11 protein-coding genes are annotated in these 17,229 nt (G+C 55.2%); 6 read left to right on the forward strand and 5 right to left on the reverse strand.

Going from position 1 to position 17,229, the window contains the following annotated elements:
• Positions 1-22 precede the first annotated feature (22 nt).
• Both MED193_RS15110 and MED193_RS15115 read right to left on the reverse strand, forming a co-directional pair.
• Positions 23-1,576 (reverse strand): sodium:alanine symporter family protein, encoded by a 1,554-nt coding sequence (locus MED193_RS15110; RefSeq protein WP_009810614.1) that lies wholly within the window; start codon positions 1,574-1,576, stop codon positions 23-25.
• Between the two features lie 8 nt (positions 1,577-1,584).
• A complete protein-coding gene (locus MED193_RS15115) occupies positions 1,585-2,022 on the reverse strand; it encodes a universal stress protein (RefSeq protein ID WP_009810615.1) in 438 nt (145 codons plus the stop codon).
• Between the two features lie 202 nt (positions 2,023-2,224).
• Here MED193_RS15115 and MED193_RS15120 point away from each other — a divergent pair, with 202 nt between their 5' ends.
• On the forward strand, positions 2,225-2,659 hold the full coding sequence (locus MED193_RS15120) for an Lrp/AsnC family transcriptional regulator (protein ID WP_050757593.1): 435 nt from the start codon (positions 2,225-2,227) through the stop codon (positions 2,657-2,659).
• A gap of 315 nt (positions 2,660-2,974) precedes the next feature.
• Here the strand turns inward: MED193_RS15120 and MED193_RS15125 are convergent, their stop codons facing one another.
• Entirely contained in the window at positions 2,975-3,622 is a 648-nt protein-coding gene (locus MED193_RS15125; protein WP_009810618.1) for a sulfotransferase family 2 domain-containing protein, read from the reverse strand.
• A 221-nt stretch (positions 3,623-3,843) separates the two neighbouring features.
• Here MED193_RS15125 and MED193_RS15130 point away from each other — a divergent pair, with 221 nt between their 5' ends.
• The 5 genes from MED193_RS15130 to MED193_RS15150 all read left to right on the forward strand — a co-directional run bounded on the left by MED193_RS15130 (position 3,844) and on the right by MED193_RS15150 (position 10,933).
• Positions 3,844-4,932: a hypothetical protein gene (locus MED193_RS15130; RefSeq protein WP_009810619.1), complete on the forward strand. Its 1,089-nt coding sequence runs from the start codon at positions 3,844-3,846 to the stop codon at positions 4,930-4,932.
• Positions 4,929-6,467 carry a glycosyltransferase gene (locus MED193_RS15135; protein WP_009810620.1) on the forward strand — a complete coding sequence of 513 codons (1,539 nt, stop codon included), beginning with the start codon at positions 4,929-4,931 and terminating at the stop codon, positions 6,465-6,467. Before MED193_RS15130 ends, MED193_RS15135 begins: the two co-directional genes overlap by 4 nt.
• A 147-nt stretch (positions 6,468-6,614) precedes the next feature.
• Positions 6,615-7,334 carry an ABC transporter ATP-binding protein gene (locus MED193_RS15140; protein ID WP_009810621.1) on the forward strand — a complete coding sequence of 240 codons (720 nt, stop codon included), beginning with the start codon at positions 6,615-6,617 and terminating at the stop codon, positions 7,332-7,334.
• Complete coding sequence (locus MED193_RS15145; RefSeq protein WP_009810622.1) at positions 7,331-9,694, forward strand: ABC transporter permease; 2,364 nt, start codon at positions 7,331-7,333, stop codon at positions 9,692-9,694. The genes MED193_RS15140 and MED193_RS15145 overlap by 4 nt, the downstream gene beginning before the upstream one ends.
• Positions 9,695-9,697: 3 nt before the next feature.
• Positions 9,698-10,933, forward strand: a complete 1,236-nt coding sequence (locus MED193_RS15150; RefSeq protein WP_009810623.1) for an efflux RND transporter periplasmic adaptor subunit — start codon at positions 9,698-9,700, stop codon at positions 10,931-10,933.
• Positions 10,934-10,982: 49 nt separating this feature from the next.
• Here MED193_RS15150 and MED193_RS22330 read toward each other — a convergent pair whose 3' ends face one another.
• Together MED193_RS22330 and MED193_RS22335 are read right to left on the reverse strand one after the other, a co-directional pair.
• Complete coding sequence (locus tag MED193_RS22330; protein WP_050757595.1) at positions 10,983-15,149, reverse strand: glycosyltransferase family 2 protein; 4,167 nt, start codon at positions 15,147-15,149, stop codon at positions 10,983-10,985.
• A 61-nt stretch (positions 15,150-15,210) separates the two neighbouring features.
• Positions 15,211-17,121: a glycosyltransferase gene (locus tag MED193_RS22335; protein WP_009810625.1), complete on the reverse strand. Its 1,911-nt coding sequence runs from the start codon at positions 17,119-17,121 to the stop codon at positions 15,211-15,213.
• Between the last annotated feature and the right edge of the window lie 108 nt (positions 17,122-17,229).

Here is a 17,229-nt window from a genome sequence, read left to right on the forward strand (position 1 = left end):
TTTTCGCGTCGGAGCGCGTTGTTTAGTGGGTGAATTTTTTGATTTCACCACTGTCCAGACGGGCAGCGTAGGACGACAGCTCTGTCTTGACCAACTTCATGAGGAAGTAGAGGCAGAAGATGTTGACCACAGCCATTGCGAAGATCGCGGCGTCTGAGAAGTCGATAACCGGCCCAAGCGAAGCGGCGGCTCCGATGACGATGAAGATGCAAAAGATAACCTTGAACACAAGTTCAGAGGTTTTGCTTTCCCCAAAGAGGTAGGTCCAAGCCTTCAGCCCGTAGTAGCTCCAGGAGATCATCGTCGAGAAGGCAAACAAAACCACTGCGATCGCCAAGACATAGGGGAACCAGCTGATACCAGATGCAAAGGCAGCAGAGGTCAAAGCGACGCCCGAATTTCCGTCAACCGTAGCAATTGCGGTGCCAGCCTCGTTCAGCATGTAGTTGCCAGTTTCCGGATTGATGATCATTTGCTGTGAAATGACAATGACCAAAGCGGTCATGGTGCAGATTACAACAGTGTCGATCAGGGGCTCAAGCAGCGATACAAATCCCTCTGTGATGGGCTCCTTGGTTCTTACTGCAGAGTGGGCAATAGCCGCAGAGCCAACCCCGGCTTCGTTCGAGAAAGCGGCGCGTTTGAAGCCCTGTATCAAGGCCCCGACCATACCGCCAGCGACACCCAGACCGGTAAAGGCCCCGGCAAAGATCTGACCAAATGCCCAACCGATTTGATCATAGTTGACGATCAGAATGACCAGCGCAGCGCCGACATAAAGGATGCCCATAAATGGCACAACTTTTTCGGTTACATTGGCAATTGATTTGATGCCTCCAACGATCACGGCAAAGACAACTGCGGCAAAGATGATGCCTGTGATCCAGCCTGGGTAGTCTCCGACAATGCCCGAGATCTGGGCGTGCGCCTGGTTGGCCTGGAACATATTTCCACCGCCCAGGGCACCAAGGATACAAAAGACCGAAAAGACGACGGCCAGTATTTTACCTCCGGGGAGGCCCAGCTCGGAAAAGCCTTTGGAGATGTAATACATCGGACCACCAGAGACGGTGCCGTCATCGTATTCATTCCGATATTTTACGCCTAAGGTACATTCAGTGAATTTGGAGGCCATCCCCAATAGACCTGCGAGGATCATCCAGAAAGTTGCGCCAGGACCACCAATGCCAACAGCCACCGCTACACCGGCAATATTCCCAAGCCCAACCGTGCCTGACAGGGCTGTTGCGAGAGCCTGAAAGTGACTTACCTCGCCCGCGTCATTCGGGTCGGAATAATCACCTTTGACCAGCTGGATAGCATGTTTGAAGAACCGAAATTGTACAAACCCAAAATAGAGGGTGAATACGGTGGCCGCGATCACCAGCCACATAACGATCCAAGGAAAACTGGTTCCTGGGAATGGGGCAAAGATCAGGCTGACAAAGGGTCCGGTAAGATCCGCAAAGACTTGATTGACCTTTTCGTCTATTCCGACGGCATCTTGTGCGGCCAGTGGGCTTGCTGCTGCAGCAGCCAAAGCCGTGGTCAGGCCGAATACTGATGTAGTTTTCATGCTCTATCCTAACCTACAACTGTTACTGGTACGCTAGCGTGCATCACCAGGTTTTGTGTCGAGCTGCCGAACATGCGTTTGGTAAACCCATCCGCCGAGGCGCGGCCAACGATGATTTGCGATCCCCCGTTTTCAACTGTGAGCTTGTCCAGGGTTTCTGCCACATCACCGTGACGCACGATGCCTCTTGCGTTGAAACCCGCTGACCGCAGGGCTGCAACTGCCGGCTCAACAATGCGGGAGGTTGCGAGGTCGATCTCTTCTTCACGCCGCAAATGCCGCTTGGCATTCTCATCCGCCGTTTGAAAGGTGAATGGCGACCATTCGATTACATAGATGGCGATAAGCTCACTGGCGTCGATTTTTGAAGCCAGATCTTTGGCAAAGGCGAGTGCGCGGTCACCCGTTTCCGTGCCGTCCAGTCCAACGACTAGTTTAACTGTCATGGTTCTCTCCCGGTTAATGATTTCTACGATGGAGAGGGGGCTAGCCCTCATTGTTGGGTGCCAGAATGCCTTGTTGCTGCCGGTTCACCCAACGTCAGTAAAAGTGATTTTCACTAGTAAGTGTTGATAAATACAGGTATAGTTTAGGTGAAATTGGTAAATAATAGACGAAATTTGGGGATTATTGCTAGTGATAGGAGATTTGGACCGAATTGACCAGCGAATCCTGAGTGAGCTTGCGGCAAACGGGCGGCTGTCTATCGTGGAACTCGCTACGCGGGTAAACCTGACCAATACCCCCTGTTCAGAACGGGTGAAGCGCTTGGAGAGGTCCGGCTACATCAGCGGATATCGGGCTGTGTTGGATAAAGCTAAAATGGGGTTGGGCCATCTGACCATTGTTCAGGTTTCATTGGCTGCGACAGCTGGGGACAACTCGCTTGATACATTCAATCGAGCTGTCAAAGATATTCCAGAGGTGGAGGGCTGTCTGATGGTTGCCGGATCATTTGACTACTTATTGACAGTGAGGACGCGCGACATGAGGCATTTTCGAGCGGTGCTTGGGGACCAGATCAATAAGCTGCCCGGCATACATCAAACCAATTCCTTCGCCGTCATGGAGGCGGTCGTTTAGAGGCGCCGCTCTAACTGTACGTGAGGGAGAGAATACTCCGTCACGAGGCAAAGCGTCGCTCTTGCTGCCAAGTGGAGGGGGTCTGACACGCCGTGCATTTGTGGCCTGCTTCTTGGCTCGCTTCATCGGCCAGACCAGAGTTTTCTCATTGGAAAGACACCGGCGCGCATGCATGCCAGACTTTGGGACCGTCGTTGGGCAGGGGCCTGATTTGGCTTTTGCCGTCCCTACAGTCACCGTGCTGCCTTTCTCAAGACAGGTCGGCATCTGGGCAATCATTGGAAGTGGCTTTGGGTTAGGGCAACCGGATGCAGATCAAAAATAGGCCCCAAAGGCATCGTAGTCCGCCTTGTAGAACTTACGGAGCTTTTGCTTTTGTTTTTTGGTCAGATCATCAACCTTGAATTTTGGTCCACCGGTTTGCGATCTACCAACGGTAACCGTTTGTCCCACACGTTCGGAAATATCGCGTGCGAACTGATCCATTTCAGGCAGGGTGTAGATGCGGGAATAGTAGCCTGGATCCATTCCCAGAAAAATCGTCGAAGGCCGTGTGTGGTGCAGGATCGAGGGGTGCGCCTGTCGGTAATAAGCAAAGCGGTCGATGAACTGGTCCAGATCCGGCGTTGGCTCCAACTTGTGTTCCTCGAGCCCGGCCGCGGCCTTTTTGAGAGAGAGTTCCTGATGGTAAATCACCCGATTTCCATAGGCGGATAGCAGGCGTGCTATCGGCTCACGTACAAAGGCGATCCGATGAAAATCTTTAATCCGCTCATCAGGAAAGCCACTGCGTACCAGTGTCCTGTAGCCGACGTTGTGAATATGCTTTGAAACGCCATTGGTCCGGAAGTGCTGGAACGGGAAACCATTTTCAAGCTCAAAGAAGGCGAATTTCAAAGAGGAGCAACCGGTTTTGGGGACTGACGCGTAGAAAATTTTATGCTTGTCGAGAATTACGGTCATTAGGATATGGCATCTCTTCTAGTGAACAATGGCGGATAGTTCGATTTGCCAAACACCTACCCGAACCCCAATGCCTTCGCAACGTCATAGGAGTTTTGACGCAGGGCCAAGGGTCAGCCTCTGGAGGCCGGAATCTGATTGCTTGACAGTCGCCAGGTAAGGGGAAAAAAGCCAGATGTGCGACTGGTTCTTTTGAAGGACTTACAGTATTTGGTGAGGCTATGCGCAAGACTTTGTATCTCCATATCGGGCACTTCAAAACCGGTACCACCGCCATCCAGCAGTTCTTGCATTTGAATCCCAGGCTGTTGAAACGCAATGATCTGGCCTATGCCGAGACAAAGCGAGAGTATTTCAAGCACTCGGACCTGGCCTTTAGCCTGTATCAGGCGGCGGGCGTGCAAGAGCTGATGCATGGCTATGCCAAACAAGAAACGCCTGAGCAGGTTTGGGCAGCTGTTTTTGATGAACTGCGCCGGAGTCGGCAGTCTGGCATGATCGTCAGCACAGAAGAATTGATACGTTTGGCCTGTTTCCCCCAAGCGGTGGAAACCCTGAAACAGATTGTCGCAGCGGCTCCGGATGTCGATATCAAGGTTATTGCTTATCTCCGTGCGCCAGAAAGCCATCTGCGGTCGTGGTATAACCAGTTGGTCAAGATGGGATGCAAAACGCCATCGTACAATGCCGCGATATCGCAGAAGATAGAGCCTGTGCATTATGACTATGGTTTGGCTCTGCGCCCGTGGATTTCCATGTTTGGAGCCGAGGCCATCTCTCTTCGCCCTTACAATAATGAGAGCCGCAAGGACTACGCGCTCTTTGATGATTTTCTGTCGATCTTTGGTATCAAAAGGCCAAATCGTGGTGTCTCACTCTTCTCCGAAGATCCAAATCCGCGCATGGCTGAAGAAGGCGTGGAGGTGGCCCGCATTTTGCAAAATGTCAATGCTGCGCGTTGGGTCGTCAAGTCAACGCAGGATAGGTTCATTACCTTTTCTAAAGGGGAGCAGGTAGAAGACCTTTATGGGAAGGGGGACGGTTTTGATCAGGTCCGAGGCAGGACGCTTGCCGGGCTGGACCAGCTCGCGCTAGAACTGCCGGAATTCTCTGAAACTCTGGCCCAGCTTCGCGCAGACCTGCCGGAGCCAAACGAGAAGGCCTCGGAGGATGGCTGGCTTTTGGCTGGTTTTCTATTGGCTGAGCTGAATACTCTGCGCAAATCAATCAACAAGCAAAACTTCGCCTTTGAAAAACGGTTTGAGGTGCTCGAGGCGCAACTCGCTTCCAAAAAATCTAAACCCTCATGAGGATCCTTTACTACAATTGGGTCGATTACCTCGATGAAGAAAACCGAGGTGGAGGCGTTTCCCAGTATCAGCGCAATATTTTGAGTGCGCTGGATGAGCAAGAGAACGTCGACGCAGTGTTTCTCTCTGCCGGGATTTCCTATGATTTGCGCAGGCGGGCGCCGCGTTGGGAAAAGAGCCGCCACGGACCCGCCCGCGACCGCGACCGCCGGTTTGAAATTGTCAACTCAGCCGTTTTGTCGCCCGCGCATTTCTCATTTGGCAGTTCCGCGCAGATCTCTGACCCGGAAACCGAGGCGTGTTTTTACGACTTTCTCGATGCCACGGGTCCTTATGATGTTGTGCATTTCAACAACCTTGAAGGCTTGCCAGCGCAGGTGCTGGAGCTAAAGTCGCGCTTTCCGCAAACCCGGGTCGTTTTGTCGCTGCACAATTACTACCCATTCTGCCCGCAGGTGAATCTGTGGTTTCAAGAGCGCGAGACCTGTACCGATTTCAAGGGTGGGGAGAGATGCGGGCAATGCCTGCCTCATGCCCATAATCAAAAGCAATTGCGCCTGGCGCATGGGCTGGCCTATCGGTTGAAATCCGCAGGTATTTCTTCTCAAAGTCGATTGTTCCAACTGCTCTACCGGCCCACCATCCTGATCGGTCGGCGTCTCGCGATGATGGTGAAGGAGATCCGGCAGACCCTCCAAGGGTCAAAGCCGGGCTTGGCAGCACCAGAGCAAAGCTCACCAGCAAGCCCTATCCCCTTTGCCAGGCGACGTGCAGAAATGGTTGAATTGATCAATACGCACTGCGATCGGGTGTTGGCGGTATCAGACTTCACCGGCAAGATTGCGCGCAGTTTTGGGGTGCGTTCGGATATTTTGCAGACTTCCTATATTGGCACATCCCACGCGGGCAGTTTTGCCAAGACCGCGCCACGCGCCCTACCGGTAAAGAAAGCAGAAGTGCTCACACTGGGCTATTTGGGCTACATGCGCCGCGACAAAGGGTTTTTCTTTCTGATGGAGGCTTTGAAAGCCTTACCGCAACCTTTAGCAAAACGCGTCCGGCTTTTGGTTGCGGCTGGGCGTGGGGATTCACAAACCATGTCAGATCTCTTTGAGCTTGGGCAGGGCCTGGCAGGGTTGGAGTATTTTGACGGGTTCACCCAGGCGGATTTACCAAACATCCTGTCTCAGATTGATCTGGGTGTGGTTCCCGTTCTTTGGAATGACAACCTGCCACAGGTAGCGATCGAGATGCATGCCAACCATATCCCGCTGCTCACCAGCGATTTGGGCGGGGCGCAAGAGCTGTCAAATTGTCCGGAAATGACCTTCCGTGCAGGTGACATCGCCAGTTTTCAGACATGTTTACAGGCAATTTTGAATGATGAGGTAGATTTGGATGCCTATTGGGCGCGCGCGCGTCGGCCTGCCTCTATGGCTGAGCACCTTGTCAAACTGGCCGAGGTCTACCAGCCCTCTGTCGCCGTCGCGGCCGATGGGCCCGACACCAAAATTGCCAATCAGGGCAGAGGCTAACGCCAGTTTTGCGACTGCGAGTTCACCCATAATCGGGCCTTGGAGCCAAGGTTGTGAAGAGTTGCGGTCAGAGGTCAAGGCGTTACACTCATCCACCTAGGGATGCGCATCGTCGGGAGGGTGCGTCGTGGACAAAGGGTATGGCCCATGCAGAGCACTCAGAGCGCAAAGGCCTTTCGCACCAGCGGACTAACAAAGGTGTATGGCAGCGGCCATTCGGCAGTTCATGCGCTGCGTGGTGTTGATTTGGAAATTCCTGCAGGTGATATCGTAGTTTTGTTGGGGCCGTCAGGGTCCGGGAAATCGACGCTTTTGAACATCATTGGCGGCCTAGATCGCGGCACCCGGGGAGATGTCTTTTTCCACGATCTTTGTCTGAGCGACATGTCAGATGCCCAGCTCACACGCTACCGACGCGATCATGTTGGTTTTGTTTTTCAGTTCTACAATCTGATGCCCAGCCTGACGGCGCGCGAAAACGTTGAACTGGTGACGGAAATTGCCAAAGATCCGATGGATCCAGACGAGGCTCTCGCACTGGTGGGGCTTCGTGAACGGGTCGACCATTTCCCAGCGCAGCTTTCAGGCGGGGAACAACAGCGGGTGGCCATCGCCCGCGCGATTGCCAAACGGCCTGAGGTTTTGTTTTGCGACGAGCCTACCGGGGCGCTCGACAGTCAGACCGGGCGGGCGGTTCTCCAGGTGCTGCGCGATGTGAATGCTGAGCTTGGATCTACCATCTTGATGGTCACACATAACGCCAATACAGCCGCGATGGCCGATCGGGTGATCTATTTTGCCGATGGTGGTATCCGCAAAGTGGTGGAGAATGCCGAAAAACTTAGCCCCTCAGAGATCCACTGGTGAGCCCGCTTGATCATAAGTTGCTGCGCGATCTTTGGCGCATCAAGGGCCAGGCTCTGGCGATTGGCACGGTGATTGCCGTTGGGGTGATGATGTTGGTGATGATGACAGGCCTTGTGTCCTCGCTGGGTGAGACGCGGGCCGCCTATTATGAACGTTATCGATTGGCAGATGCCTTTGTACCGGTGAAACGTGCCCCAGAGCGTCTGGCGGCTCAACTTGCACAGATATCTGGTGTTGCAACTGTTGAAACACGGGTCACCGGGCGCGCGCTGATTGATCTCCCAAGCCAAAGCCTGCCTGTACAGGCACAGGCTTTGTCGCTGCCCGAACGTCAACGCCCTGCGTTGAATGACATCTACCTCACCCATGGACGGTTGCCTGCGCTGGGTCGTACAGAGGAAATAGTTCTGCTGCAGAGCTTTGCTCAGACCCATGGCCTGCTGCCTGGTGACAGCTTGGCAGCAACAATGAACGGCAGCCGACGGCTATTCAAAATTACCGGATTGGCACAAAGCCCGGAGTTTCTCTATGTCACTGCGCCAGGGGAACTGGTGCCGGATGATGCCCGATTTGGGGTGATCTGGATGAACCGTGCAGGGCTTTCTGCTGCTTATGATCTGGAAGGCGCTTTTAATGAAGCGCTGTTTGGTTTGACACGGGGCGCCAATGTGGAGGCGGTGTTGGACCGCGCGGATCAGTTGATGGCCCCCTATGGCGGCAGTGGCGGTTATCCTTTGGCTGATCAGTTTTCGAACCGTTTTATTTCTGAAGAAATCTCAGGCATGGCGGCAGCCTCCAAGGGGGTCCCCCCCATCTTTCTCGCGGTGGCGGCTTTCCTGCTCTACATCGTCATCAGCCGCATGGTGCAGTCCGAGCGTGAAGAGATCGGTCTGATGAAGGCCTTTGGCTACACGGATCTGGAGGTGGGGGGACACTATTTCAAGCTGATCTTGGCCATCGCCTTGGGGGGCGCTTTTGTGGGCTGTATGGCTGGAATTGCCACGGGACGGGCAATGATTGGGCTATACGGGATATACTTCAAGTTCCCTTTTTTGGTCTTTCGTGTCGACCCGGCGTCCTTTGTTATCGGGGTCACGGTAAGCGTGCTCTCGGCCTCGGCCGGGGGGCTTTGGGTGTTGCGCCAGGTTTTTGCGCTTACTCCTGCCAGCGCGATGCGTCCGCCCACGCCGCCGGATTACAGCTGCAGTGGGACGCTGGGAAAGTCCCTTTCAGCGGTTCTGGATCAGCCCAGCCGGATGGTGCTGCGCCGCCTGACCCGGCAGCCGGTTCGCATGATTGGCGCCATGGTTGGCATTGCCTGTGGTATGGGACTCTCGGTTGCGATGATCACAATATATGCAGGCTTTGATCGCACCATTGATTTGACCTTCTCGGTAGTGGACCGCAGCGATGTCAGTGTGACTTTCACGCAGCCAGTTGGCACCAAGGCCCTGTTTGAGCTGCGCCGTATCGATGGCGTTATGCGTGCAGAACCTGTGCGTCATGTTCCGGTGGTGCTGCGCAATGGGGTGCACAGTTATCGCAGCGCGATCACCGGATTGCCGCAAAACCCAATTCTGAACCGGGCACTTGATGAAAACATGGCCCCAATCGATATGCCCCAATCCGGCGTGGTACTCTCTAGTGTATTGGCCGATATCCTACGGATAGCACCGGGTGAACTGTTGACCGTAGAGGTGCGCGAGGGGCGACAACCGGTGCTGCAAATCCCCGTTGCCTCTGTTGCGCAGGCCTTGTTGGGGGCGCCAGCCTATATGGACCTGGCGGCGCTCAATCAAATCCTGCGGGAACCAGGACGGGTTTCAGGGGCCTATCTCACGATTGATGAGGCGAGGGGGGATGTAATTTACCAAACCCTGCAGGATATGCCGACGGTGGCGGGGCTGAGCCTGAAGGACGAGGCCCTTGAGGCCTTTATGGTTCTGATGAACACTGGGGCAGGGGCAATGCGTTATGTGATGGGCGCGATCGCGTTTATCATCACCTTTGGCATTGTCTACAACGCTGCGCGTATTGCCTATGCAGAGCGCATCCGAGATTTGGCCAGCTTGCGCGTGATCGGCTTCAACAAGGGGGAAGCGGCCTTTGTCCTGCTCGGAGAGCTCGCCGTGGTGACATTGATCTCACTGCCCGTTGGGGCGATGCTAGGCTACTATCTGTCCTTTGGTATCGCAGCGGGGTTTTCCACCGATCTATATCAAATTCCAGCGGTGTTTGATCCGGTAAGCTACGGGCAGGCGATGCTGGTGGTGATCACTGCCGCGGTGGTTTCCGGCTGGCTGGTAAAACGTGATCTGGATCGGGCAGATCTGATCGAAGCGTTAAAGACACGGGAGTAACGCATGACACAGGCAAAGAAACATTCGCGTTTACTGCTGATGTTCCTGGTAGGGGGGCTGATTGCAGCGGCGCTGGCAGCAGCCTTTTGGCCCCGCCCTGTTTTGGTGGACCTGCAAGAAGTGAATCGAGGCCCGTTACAGATCACAATTGATGAGGAGGGCCGTACCAGAGTGAGCGAACCCTATGTGGTCTCAACTCCGGTGGCTGGACGGTTGCAGCGGGTTGAGGTCTATCCTGGTGATCCTGTGGTGCGGGGGGAGACGATTGTTGTTCAGATGTTGCCGACCAACCCGGTGGCATTGGATGTTCGGACCCGTGAACAGGCGCAGGCGGCGGTGAAATCGGCAGAAGCAGCCCTGCGCGGGGCGCATGCGGATCTGAGTGCTGCCGAAGCCAGCCGTGACCTTGCCCAAACTGAATTGCAACGAACCGAGCAATTGGCAGAGCGCAATATTGCCAGCCCTGCGGCCTATGATCGAGCCAAGCGCGAATTCCGGATTTCAGAAGCGCGCGTGCAGATGGCTGAGGCGGCAATAGGCACCCATGAGGCCGACCTCGCCACTGCCCAGGCGCAGCTTATCGGCTTTGAGGATTTTGGGATTGGTGCGGCGCTGAGGGACCAGGCCCAGGATGACATCCCGCTCTATGCCCCGGTCAGTGGCCGTATATTGCAGGTCATGCACCAAAGCGCGACAACCCTGCCCGCCGGTGAGCCAATCATGGAGATTGGCGATATCGATGGAGATCTTGAGATCGTGGTTGATCTGATTTCATCAGATGCGGTGCAGGTCACACAGGGCGATCCGGTACAGGTTGAGGATTGGGGGGGAGTGGCCACCCTCCATGGGGAGGTCTCTCGGATTGATCCCTTTGGGATCACCAAGGTTTCGGCGCTTGGCGTCGAAGAACAACGCGTTCCTGTGGTGATTGCGTTGGCGTCCCCTTCAGAAGACCGGGCGGGGCTGGGACATGGGTATAGGGTAGAGACGCGGATCATCGTCTGGCAGGCAGAAGATGTGTTGCGGGTGCCCTCCAGCGCTCTGTTTCGCACCGGTGAAGCCTGGTCGGTCTTCGTGATGATCGATGGTGCCGCAACCCAGCGACAGATTGATATCAGCCATAATAACGGAACCATGGCTCAGGTGCTCAGCGGGGTATCAGAGGGCGACCAGGTGGTGATTTATCCCTCTGCGGCAATCCAAAATGGCACAGCTATTGCACAGCGCATTGTGCAATAGCCTTTCATGCCACTGGGATTAAATCCTGCAGCGCCCCGCTAGCACTCTATTAGATATTGTCTAGCCGGGCTTTAACAAAGGGGGCCTCGTACCAGGGGACAGAAAGACCTTCTTCGTAGACCACGTCGCGCCCTTCGGACATCAGGGCGAGATATTTTCGGTATTCTTCGGCATCATTGAAATGTTGGCGCCGCGAGACTTCGATCTGAGCCTTACGATAAAAGTCTGCATTATATTTGAAATGACCAAAGAGAAGCTCGCGTTGGGAGAGCTGGACATCAGTCAGAAAGTGATATCCGGCAGAGATGCGCATCCAGGGTTGGTATTTCAGCAAGGCAATTTTCTGGGCAACAAATAGATCCATCCGTGACCCGGCAATCAACCGGTGACGCACAGAGCTGGTCCAGGTGGGCATATTGGAAAACGGCCCCTGACCGGTCCAATCCGCCAGAAACGGCTCGCGATCAGTATAGCCAGCCTCATCAAAGGGATTGGTCTCAAAGGTAGCCTCTCCTAAGGACCCCTTTGGATACATGTCGAGCATGAATATTCGCGCCGCATCAACACCTTGGAATTCCGGGGTGTTCAACAGATCTGGCAGGCTTTGTTGCTGCCTCTTCTGCCAGATCAAGAGTTCATCCGTGTCGGCGATCAGGGTCCATTTGCCAACCCTAAAGGCGGACATCATGGTCTGTTGCCAGCCTGCGCCATAATGCGAAAGGCTATAATCCGTATCCACGGAGAAGAGCGCCACATCGGGTTGTTCCATCAGAAATTCCAGGGTGCCATCATCCGAGCAATTGTCGGCGATCAAAAAGCTATCAACGCCGAGGCGCCGGTAATGTGCTAGGAATTGCGGCAACATGAACATTTCATTGCGCATGCAGGCGACCACGGCCACCTCAGCGTTGCGCGCTGACTCCAGGCTGTCTTCGCTGCTGATCAGCTCCAGCGCGTTGCTTTGATAGACGAGGGCGGCGTCCTGATAGCTGGGCCAGATCTTTTTGGGCGTTAGCGTCGGCGCTGCCAGCGTGTCACAGGCTTGGGCCTGGGTTTCATGTTCGTCAAGATGCACTAGGGCCACTGGTGCCGCAGCACTGGCGTCAAAACTGTTCACCCAGCGCGACACTGGTTTTGCCTTGCCCCAGGTGCGACGGCGAATAGAGGTACGATAGTCCTCATCCGCAGGATGAATACCCTGTTGCGCCAATAGGTCTCCGAGCATCTTGTCTTCCATAAAGGACATCTGAATCAGATGCTGTCCTTCTGGGCTTTCTTCAGCGGCGATGACTGCTGCCATTGCGTTACGGCTGAGCGCGTATCCAGTGCCGCCATCGGTATATGTAGAGGGCTCGGGAGATTTATCCAATTCTAACCGGCCCCGGTCTGAGGTCGATTTTTCATTGTGCCAAGCGCGATCCATGTCGCCAGGGCGGCGGGTCAGGATGCGGCCATAAAAGTCGAACTTTCTATAGCTTTGACCGTGGAAAAAGACATCAGGATTCAAGAAGCAGTCATCGTCAATTTTGAGCAGATGCGAAAAGCGGGTGTTCTCATAGACCCAACGAATGGTGGCTAGGGTCTTTTGCGGCAGCCCTTCGTAGTTGTCTGGGGCGTCCACATGAACGATATCGCCCTCCTTCCAACCGTCACCATTGCCGACAATGATGACATAGGGAATATCCAAGGCCTTTAGCAAAGCCAGCCAACCGTTTTGCATAGCAGGGACGCGGCTGTTCAGGTTTGGCAGGCATGAGAACACGGTGACGATTGTGTCAAAAAGGGGCGATGATGCCAGTTCAGGTGCGCCCTGTGGCAGGTCGCGGGGGGGCGGAAGAAGATCCGCGATGTCAGGCAGGAGTGCGCTGACTTCTGAAAACAATTTTTGGGTGTCAGGCATGTCGCGGAGCGCCATCAGGGCAAGAGAAGGCGCAGTGGCATAGCGCAGTGCAGAGAGATCGTCGTCGTTCAGCTCTTGCACCTGAGATTTCAGCTGTTTTAGCAGAGTTGATACGGCGTCTTTTTGTTGTGCATTGGGGGAAAGCCCCCGCAGCAGCGCCAGGGTGAGCCCGAGGCCCAAAAACTGGCTGCGCCGACCTGCCAACAGTTGCAGATCCTGGCCCAGAGCCTTGATCTGATCGGAGGAAACAGGTGTCGACGTCGCCTGTTTGAGCAGCGCTTGTATCCGTTGGCTTACTGCGATCTGAAGTTGATAGTAGGGCGCGCGTGGCACGTCCTTGTAAAATCTCGGTAGGGCCTGGGCGGTGACCAAGGTGAGATCCTTATGCACCGGCTTTGCGCCGGGAAACGCCATATGGCGCAGGGCGGCTTCTTCTATTGCGACCTCGGCCCGGATCAGGGTCTCACGGTCAAGCGGGTTTGCAGGCTGAATTTCAACTCCCGAGGGGCCAAGGAGTTCGCGGCGAACCCGTTGCAGATCTCTGCAGTGGTAGTTTTTGAACAGAGACAAAGCCTTATCGAGCTCAGATTGACCTTTCGGTGGAAGGTGAGCGTTGGAGCCTGTCTGCTCAATAGAGGCTTCGATGGTGGCGAAAGCCTGCCGTAGGGCAAAGACTTCTGTATCGGTTTCATAGGCAAAATGGGCATCTAGATGACGCCAGAACTGACGCGACAGCCCATAGGTGCGAAGGACAAAATCGATGATTAGCCGGTGGGTGTAATCGGCAAAGCTATCGCGCTGTTCCAGCAACAAGACAGCAACCTCGGTGAGGTCAATACAATGGGTCCGCCCCCAGTAGTCGGCGGCCTGTTTGTCGATCAGATCCATATAGGCGTAGAGGATATTCTCTCGGGTTTTCTCGTTGACCCCTTGCCCCGCAATGCTGCGTCGTAGCAGCCAGGCCAGGGCTGGCGTGACGATCCAACCTGCAGTGGGTTCGATCAACGACCGAAGGGTTGGGCAGATCTGATCGTGGCGTTCCTCGAGAAAAAGGAAGGGGAGCAGGGCGGAACTTTTGTAAAGGTTCCCAGGTTCAGGTGAGAGGCTGGCGCCAAAGCCCTCGGCGCAATACAGCCTGTGAAAGCCGTCGAAATCGCGGTCTGGGTGACTGAAGAACTCGCTGAGGGGAAGAAACAGATAGCGGCGCTGATCTTTGGGGACATCGGTCAGCAGATTTTCCAAAACCACAAGCGGATCGCTCGTGGGAGAGAGCCGCATCGTCTGGCCAAATTCCAAATGAGCCTGAACGACTGGGTCGCGGGGCGGGGGGGCAGCTGCCTTTGTGAGGGGGGTTGCGGGGACATTGGGTTCTTCGGCCTGACCCTCAGGGGCGGTGATGTAATCGCTCAGGCCGAAAAAGCGCTGGGCGCTGACCAGGCTGGCGCGGCTTTGACTGGACAGTCTGTTTTGCAGGCCGCCAAACTGGACATGTTCAAAGACCTGCATCGCCGCCAGTGAATCGTTGGCCAGATCGACCTCAGTCAGTATCAGCTCTATTTGGTCCGCCATGTCATCCCGTGTGAGTTGCAGGCGAGGACAGGCAGCAGAACCATCTTCGTGCAAAAGACCCAGGTCCAGGGCCTCGCTCTCCGAGCGGCCTTCCCAAACGCGGCCAGGTAGCAAGACAATAATATCGGTGAAACCGGGCGCGCGGTCTTGACCGCCTTTTTTCTGGCTCTGCGGATAGAGAATGACTTTTGGTGGCGAAAGCTCCCCTGGCAGGTCCAGCGTCAGGGTGTCTGCCTTGGGCAGATTGTTCAATCGGGCGCGGAGCTCCAATCGGTTGCTGAGACAAAGCTGACCCTTGTCCAGTAGAGCCTGGTTGCTGCGGCTCAATGCTCCCAGGGCAAGTTTTGGATTGGCACTATCGCCAAAATCTACATCTCCAGCAGCGATTCCACCCTGATAACTTACAAAACTGATCTTATCGAGGTTTGGATAGGGACGACCAAACAGGTTGCGGCCAAAGCTGAAAACCTTCTTCCCATCCAGTGCGACGGTCACATGTGGTGGTGCGAAGGTAATAGTGACCTCAACCCCTGTTTTGGGCAGCGGGTGCTTTTTTGCCTTTTCTGCAGACCATTGCTCACCCATGCGCCTATTGCAGACACAGAGCCCTTCTTCTTGGCGAAGCGACAAATGAAACAGGATGTTTTCCTGGTCGCGATCAAAAAACGAGATATTGGCATAGGGATATTGCGAGAACCTCGCCGTATAGCGAAACACTGTGGTATCTTGAACTAGGAACGACTGCATTACGATTTCCATATGCCTGACTAGTGTTTTATTGTCGCCTGCCACCGGTGAGGAGGGCAGGCTAGGAGTTGCGACGAAGTCGGGCTTCAACGCTGAGCAGGGTTGCGATCCGCCGCCCCTCCCCCGGGTCTAGTGGTGTTTGCTCTCGGGTCAACCCTCGGCGTAGGGCTGCCCAGGTGGCTGAAGCAGACAATAGGGCCAATTTAAATGTCCGAAAGGGAGGACAAATCCGGGCTATCCGCAGACGCAGGGCGCGGCCAAAGAGGCGCCGCTGCCAGCCTTTGGGTAGTCTTTCTGCCAGATGCGGGGGCAGATTGCGGTTCAGTTGATCCAGAGAGCGCAGAAAGGGCCGGAACCCGCCGACGTCGTGATACTGGGCCAGTGCTTCGCTGGATTGATTGATATCACAGCCAGAATGTTGGAAGTAGGCTGATTGTTTTGCCAGCAAGGCTGCTTGCAGCGCCATAGTCCAGCCGGGTAAAGCACCGTTTCCAAATTGAAGGCCTGTTTCAATTAGAAAAGCCCGCCGATAGAGCTTTGGAGAAATCTGACCGTCCAACGCAAGGGCGGCTTCAGGAGCGAAGGCAAAAGCTGCGGTAGCCAAACTGTCCAGAGACACCGTTTCATCCTGATAGAACGAGGAGTGATAGTCTTCCCCCTCCAACCCCTGGCGAAAGACAGAGACGGCAAAATCAGCCTGAGCGAGGTGTAGCCCGTCCACCCAGTCATGCAGTGCCATCTCCGTCAGGATATCGCCAGCCACGAGAAAATTCACATAGACACCCTGTGCGGCTTTGAGGCCGATATTACAGGCCGGGCCGAGTTCCGTTTCGCTATGGCGCAGGGCGCGGGCCTCGGAGTGGTGGCGTTCTGCGATGGCCTGGGCCTCGGCAAAGGCCGCGTCTGAATTGCACAGAATCAGGATCTCGCGCCCTGGGGCGCCTTGCCGGGCAAGCGATTGCAGGCTCTGCCGCAGCAGGCTGGCATCTTTTCCGCCCCAGGGGATAATCACGCTCAGCGGGAGCGTGCCGTCGATTTCCAAGCCCCAGGCGCGGGAGATGTGCGGATCCCAATCGGGGGAGTAGGTGAGATGATGCTTGTCCAGATAGGCCGCGCAGGCGCTGGCATAACGTGCCCGGCGTTCGCGATTGCGCAGGGCGGTGCTGCGTTCAAACAGAAGGCGGCTGGCGATTTTTTCAAAGGCGGCATCTGCCCCTGGGCGTTTGCTGGTTTTCATCAAATGTTTGATGCGGTCCAGAACGGCGAACTGTTCAAACACGCGATCACTGTCTTGGCCAGTGATCTGGCCTTCCCGTGCGCGTGTTTGCAAGTAGAGCGGCGCTTCGATGTGCAGCAGGTGGTCGGTTCGGGTCAGGGCTTGGTAGTAAAATTCATGATCCTCAAACCAGGTGCCTTCTGGGAACCGCAGGCCTTCAATCAGGCTGCGGCGATAGAGCTTGTTCCAGGCAGATGGAAAGTGTTGGATAGCGTCTTCCCAGTTCAACTGTGGATAGCGCTTTATCTGACCAGAGCTGTGCTGTGCGGCGCTTGCGTGGATCGCAGAATGGTCAATGGCTTGATCATTGGGAAAGCAAAAGCGGATGCCGCAAGACACCCAGTCGGCTCCTGTTGTCTCCAACGCTTGCCACAGGCGAAACAGATAGTCAGGTGCGAGCCTGTCATCGCTGTCGAGAAATGCAATGAAGGCACCTTGGGCTGCATCAAGCCCTGTATTTCGGGCGCCCGACAGGCCCTTGTTTTGTTGTTTGATCAGGTGAAACCTTGGGTCAGCCCCGATCACGCTCTGGGCAATGGCAGCGCTATCGTCTGTTGATCCGTCGTCAATCACCAGGGCTTCAAAATCATTCAGTGTCTGGGCCTGAAGGCTGCGCAGGCAATCCGCCACATGGTCGCCCACATTAAACACGGGAATGATGACCGAGATGAGTGGCCGTGGTTCGGGCTGGGGCATTCGGAAAAACAACTTTTACAAATAGGGTCTGCGCGTGAGGGTTAATACATCACAAAGGCCCGTGCTGTCACCAATCCTCTTTGCGCAACCAGAGGTCGGAGAGAGCTG

This window comes from Roseobacter sp. MED193, assembly GCF_000152965.1.
In the GTDB taxonomy this organism is placed as follows: Bacteria; Pseudomonadota; Alphaproteobacteria; order Rhodobacterales; family Rhodobacteraceae; genus Pseudophaeobacter.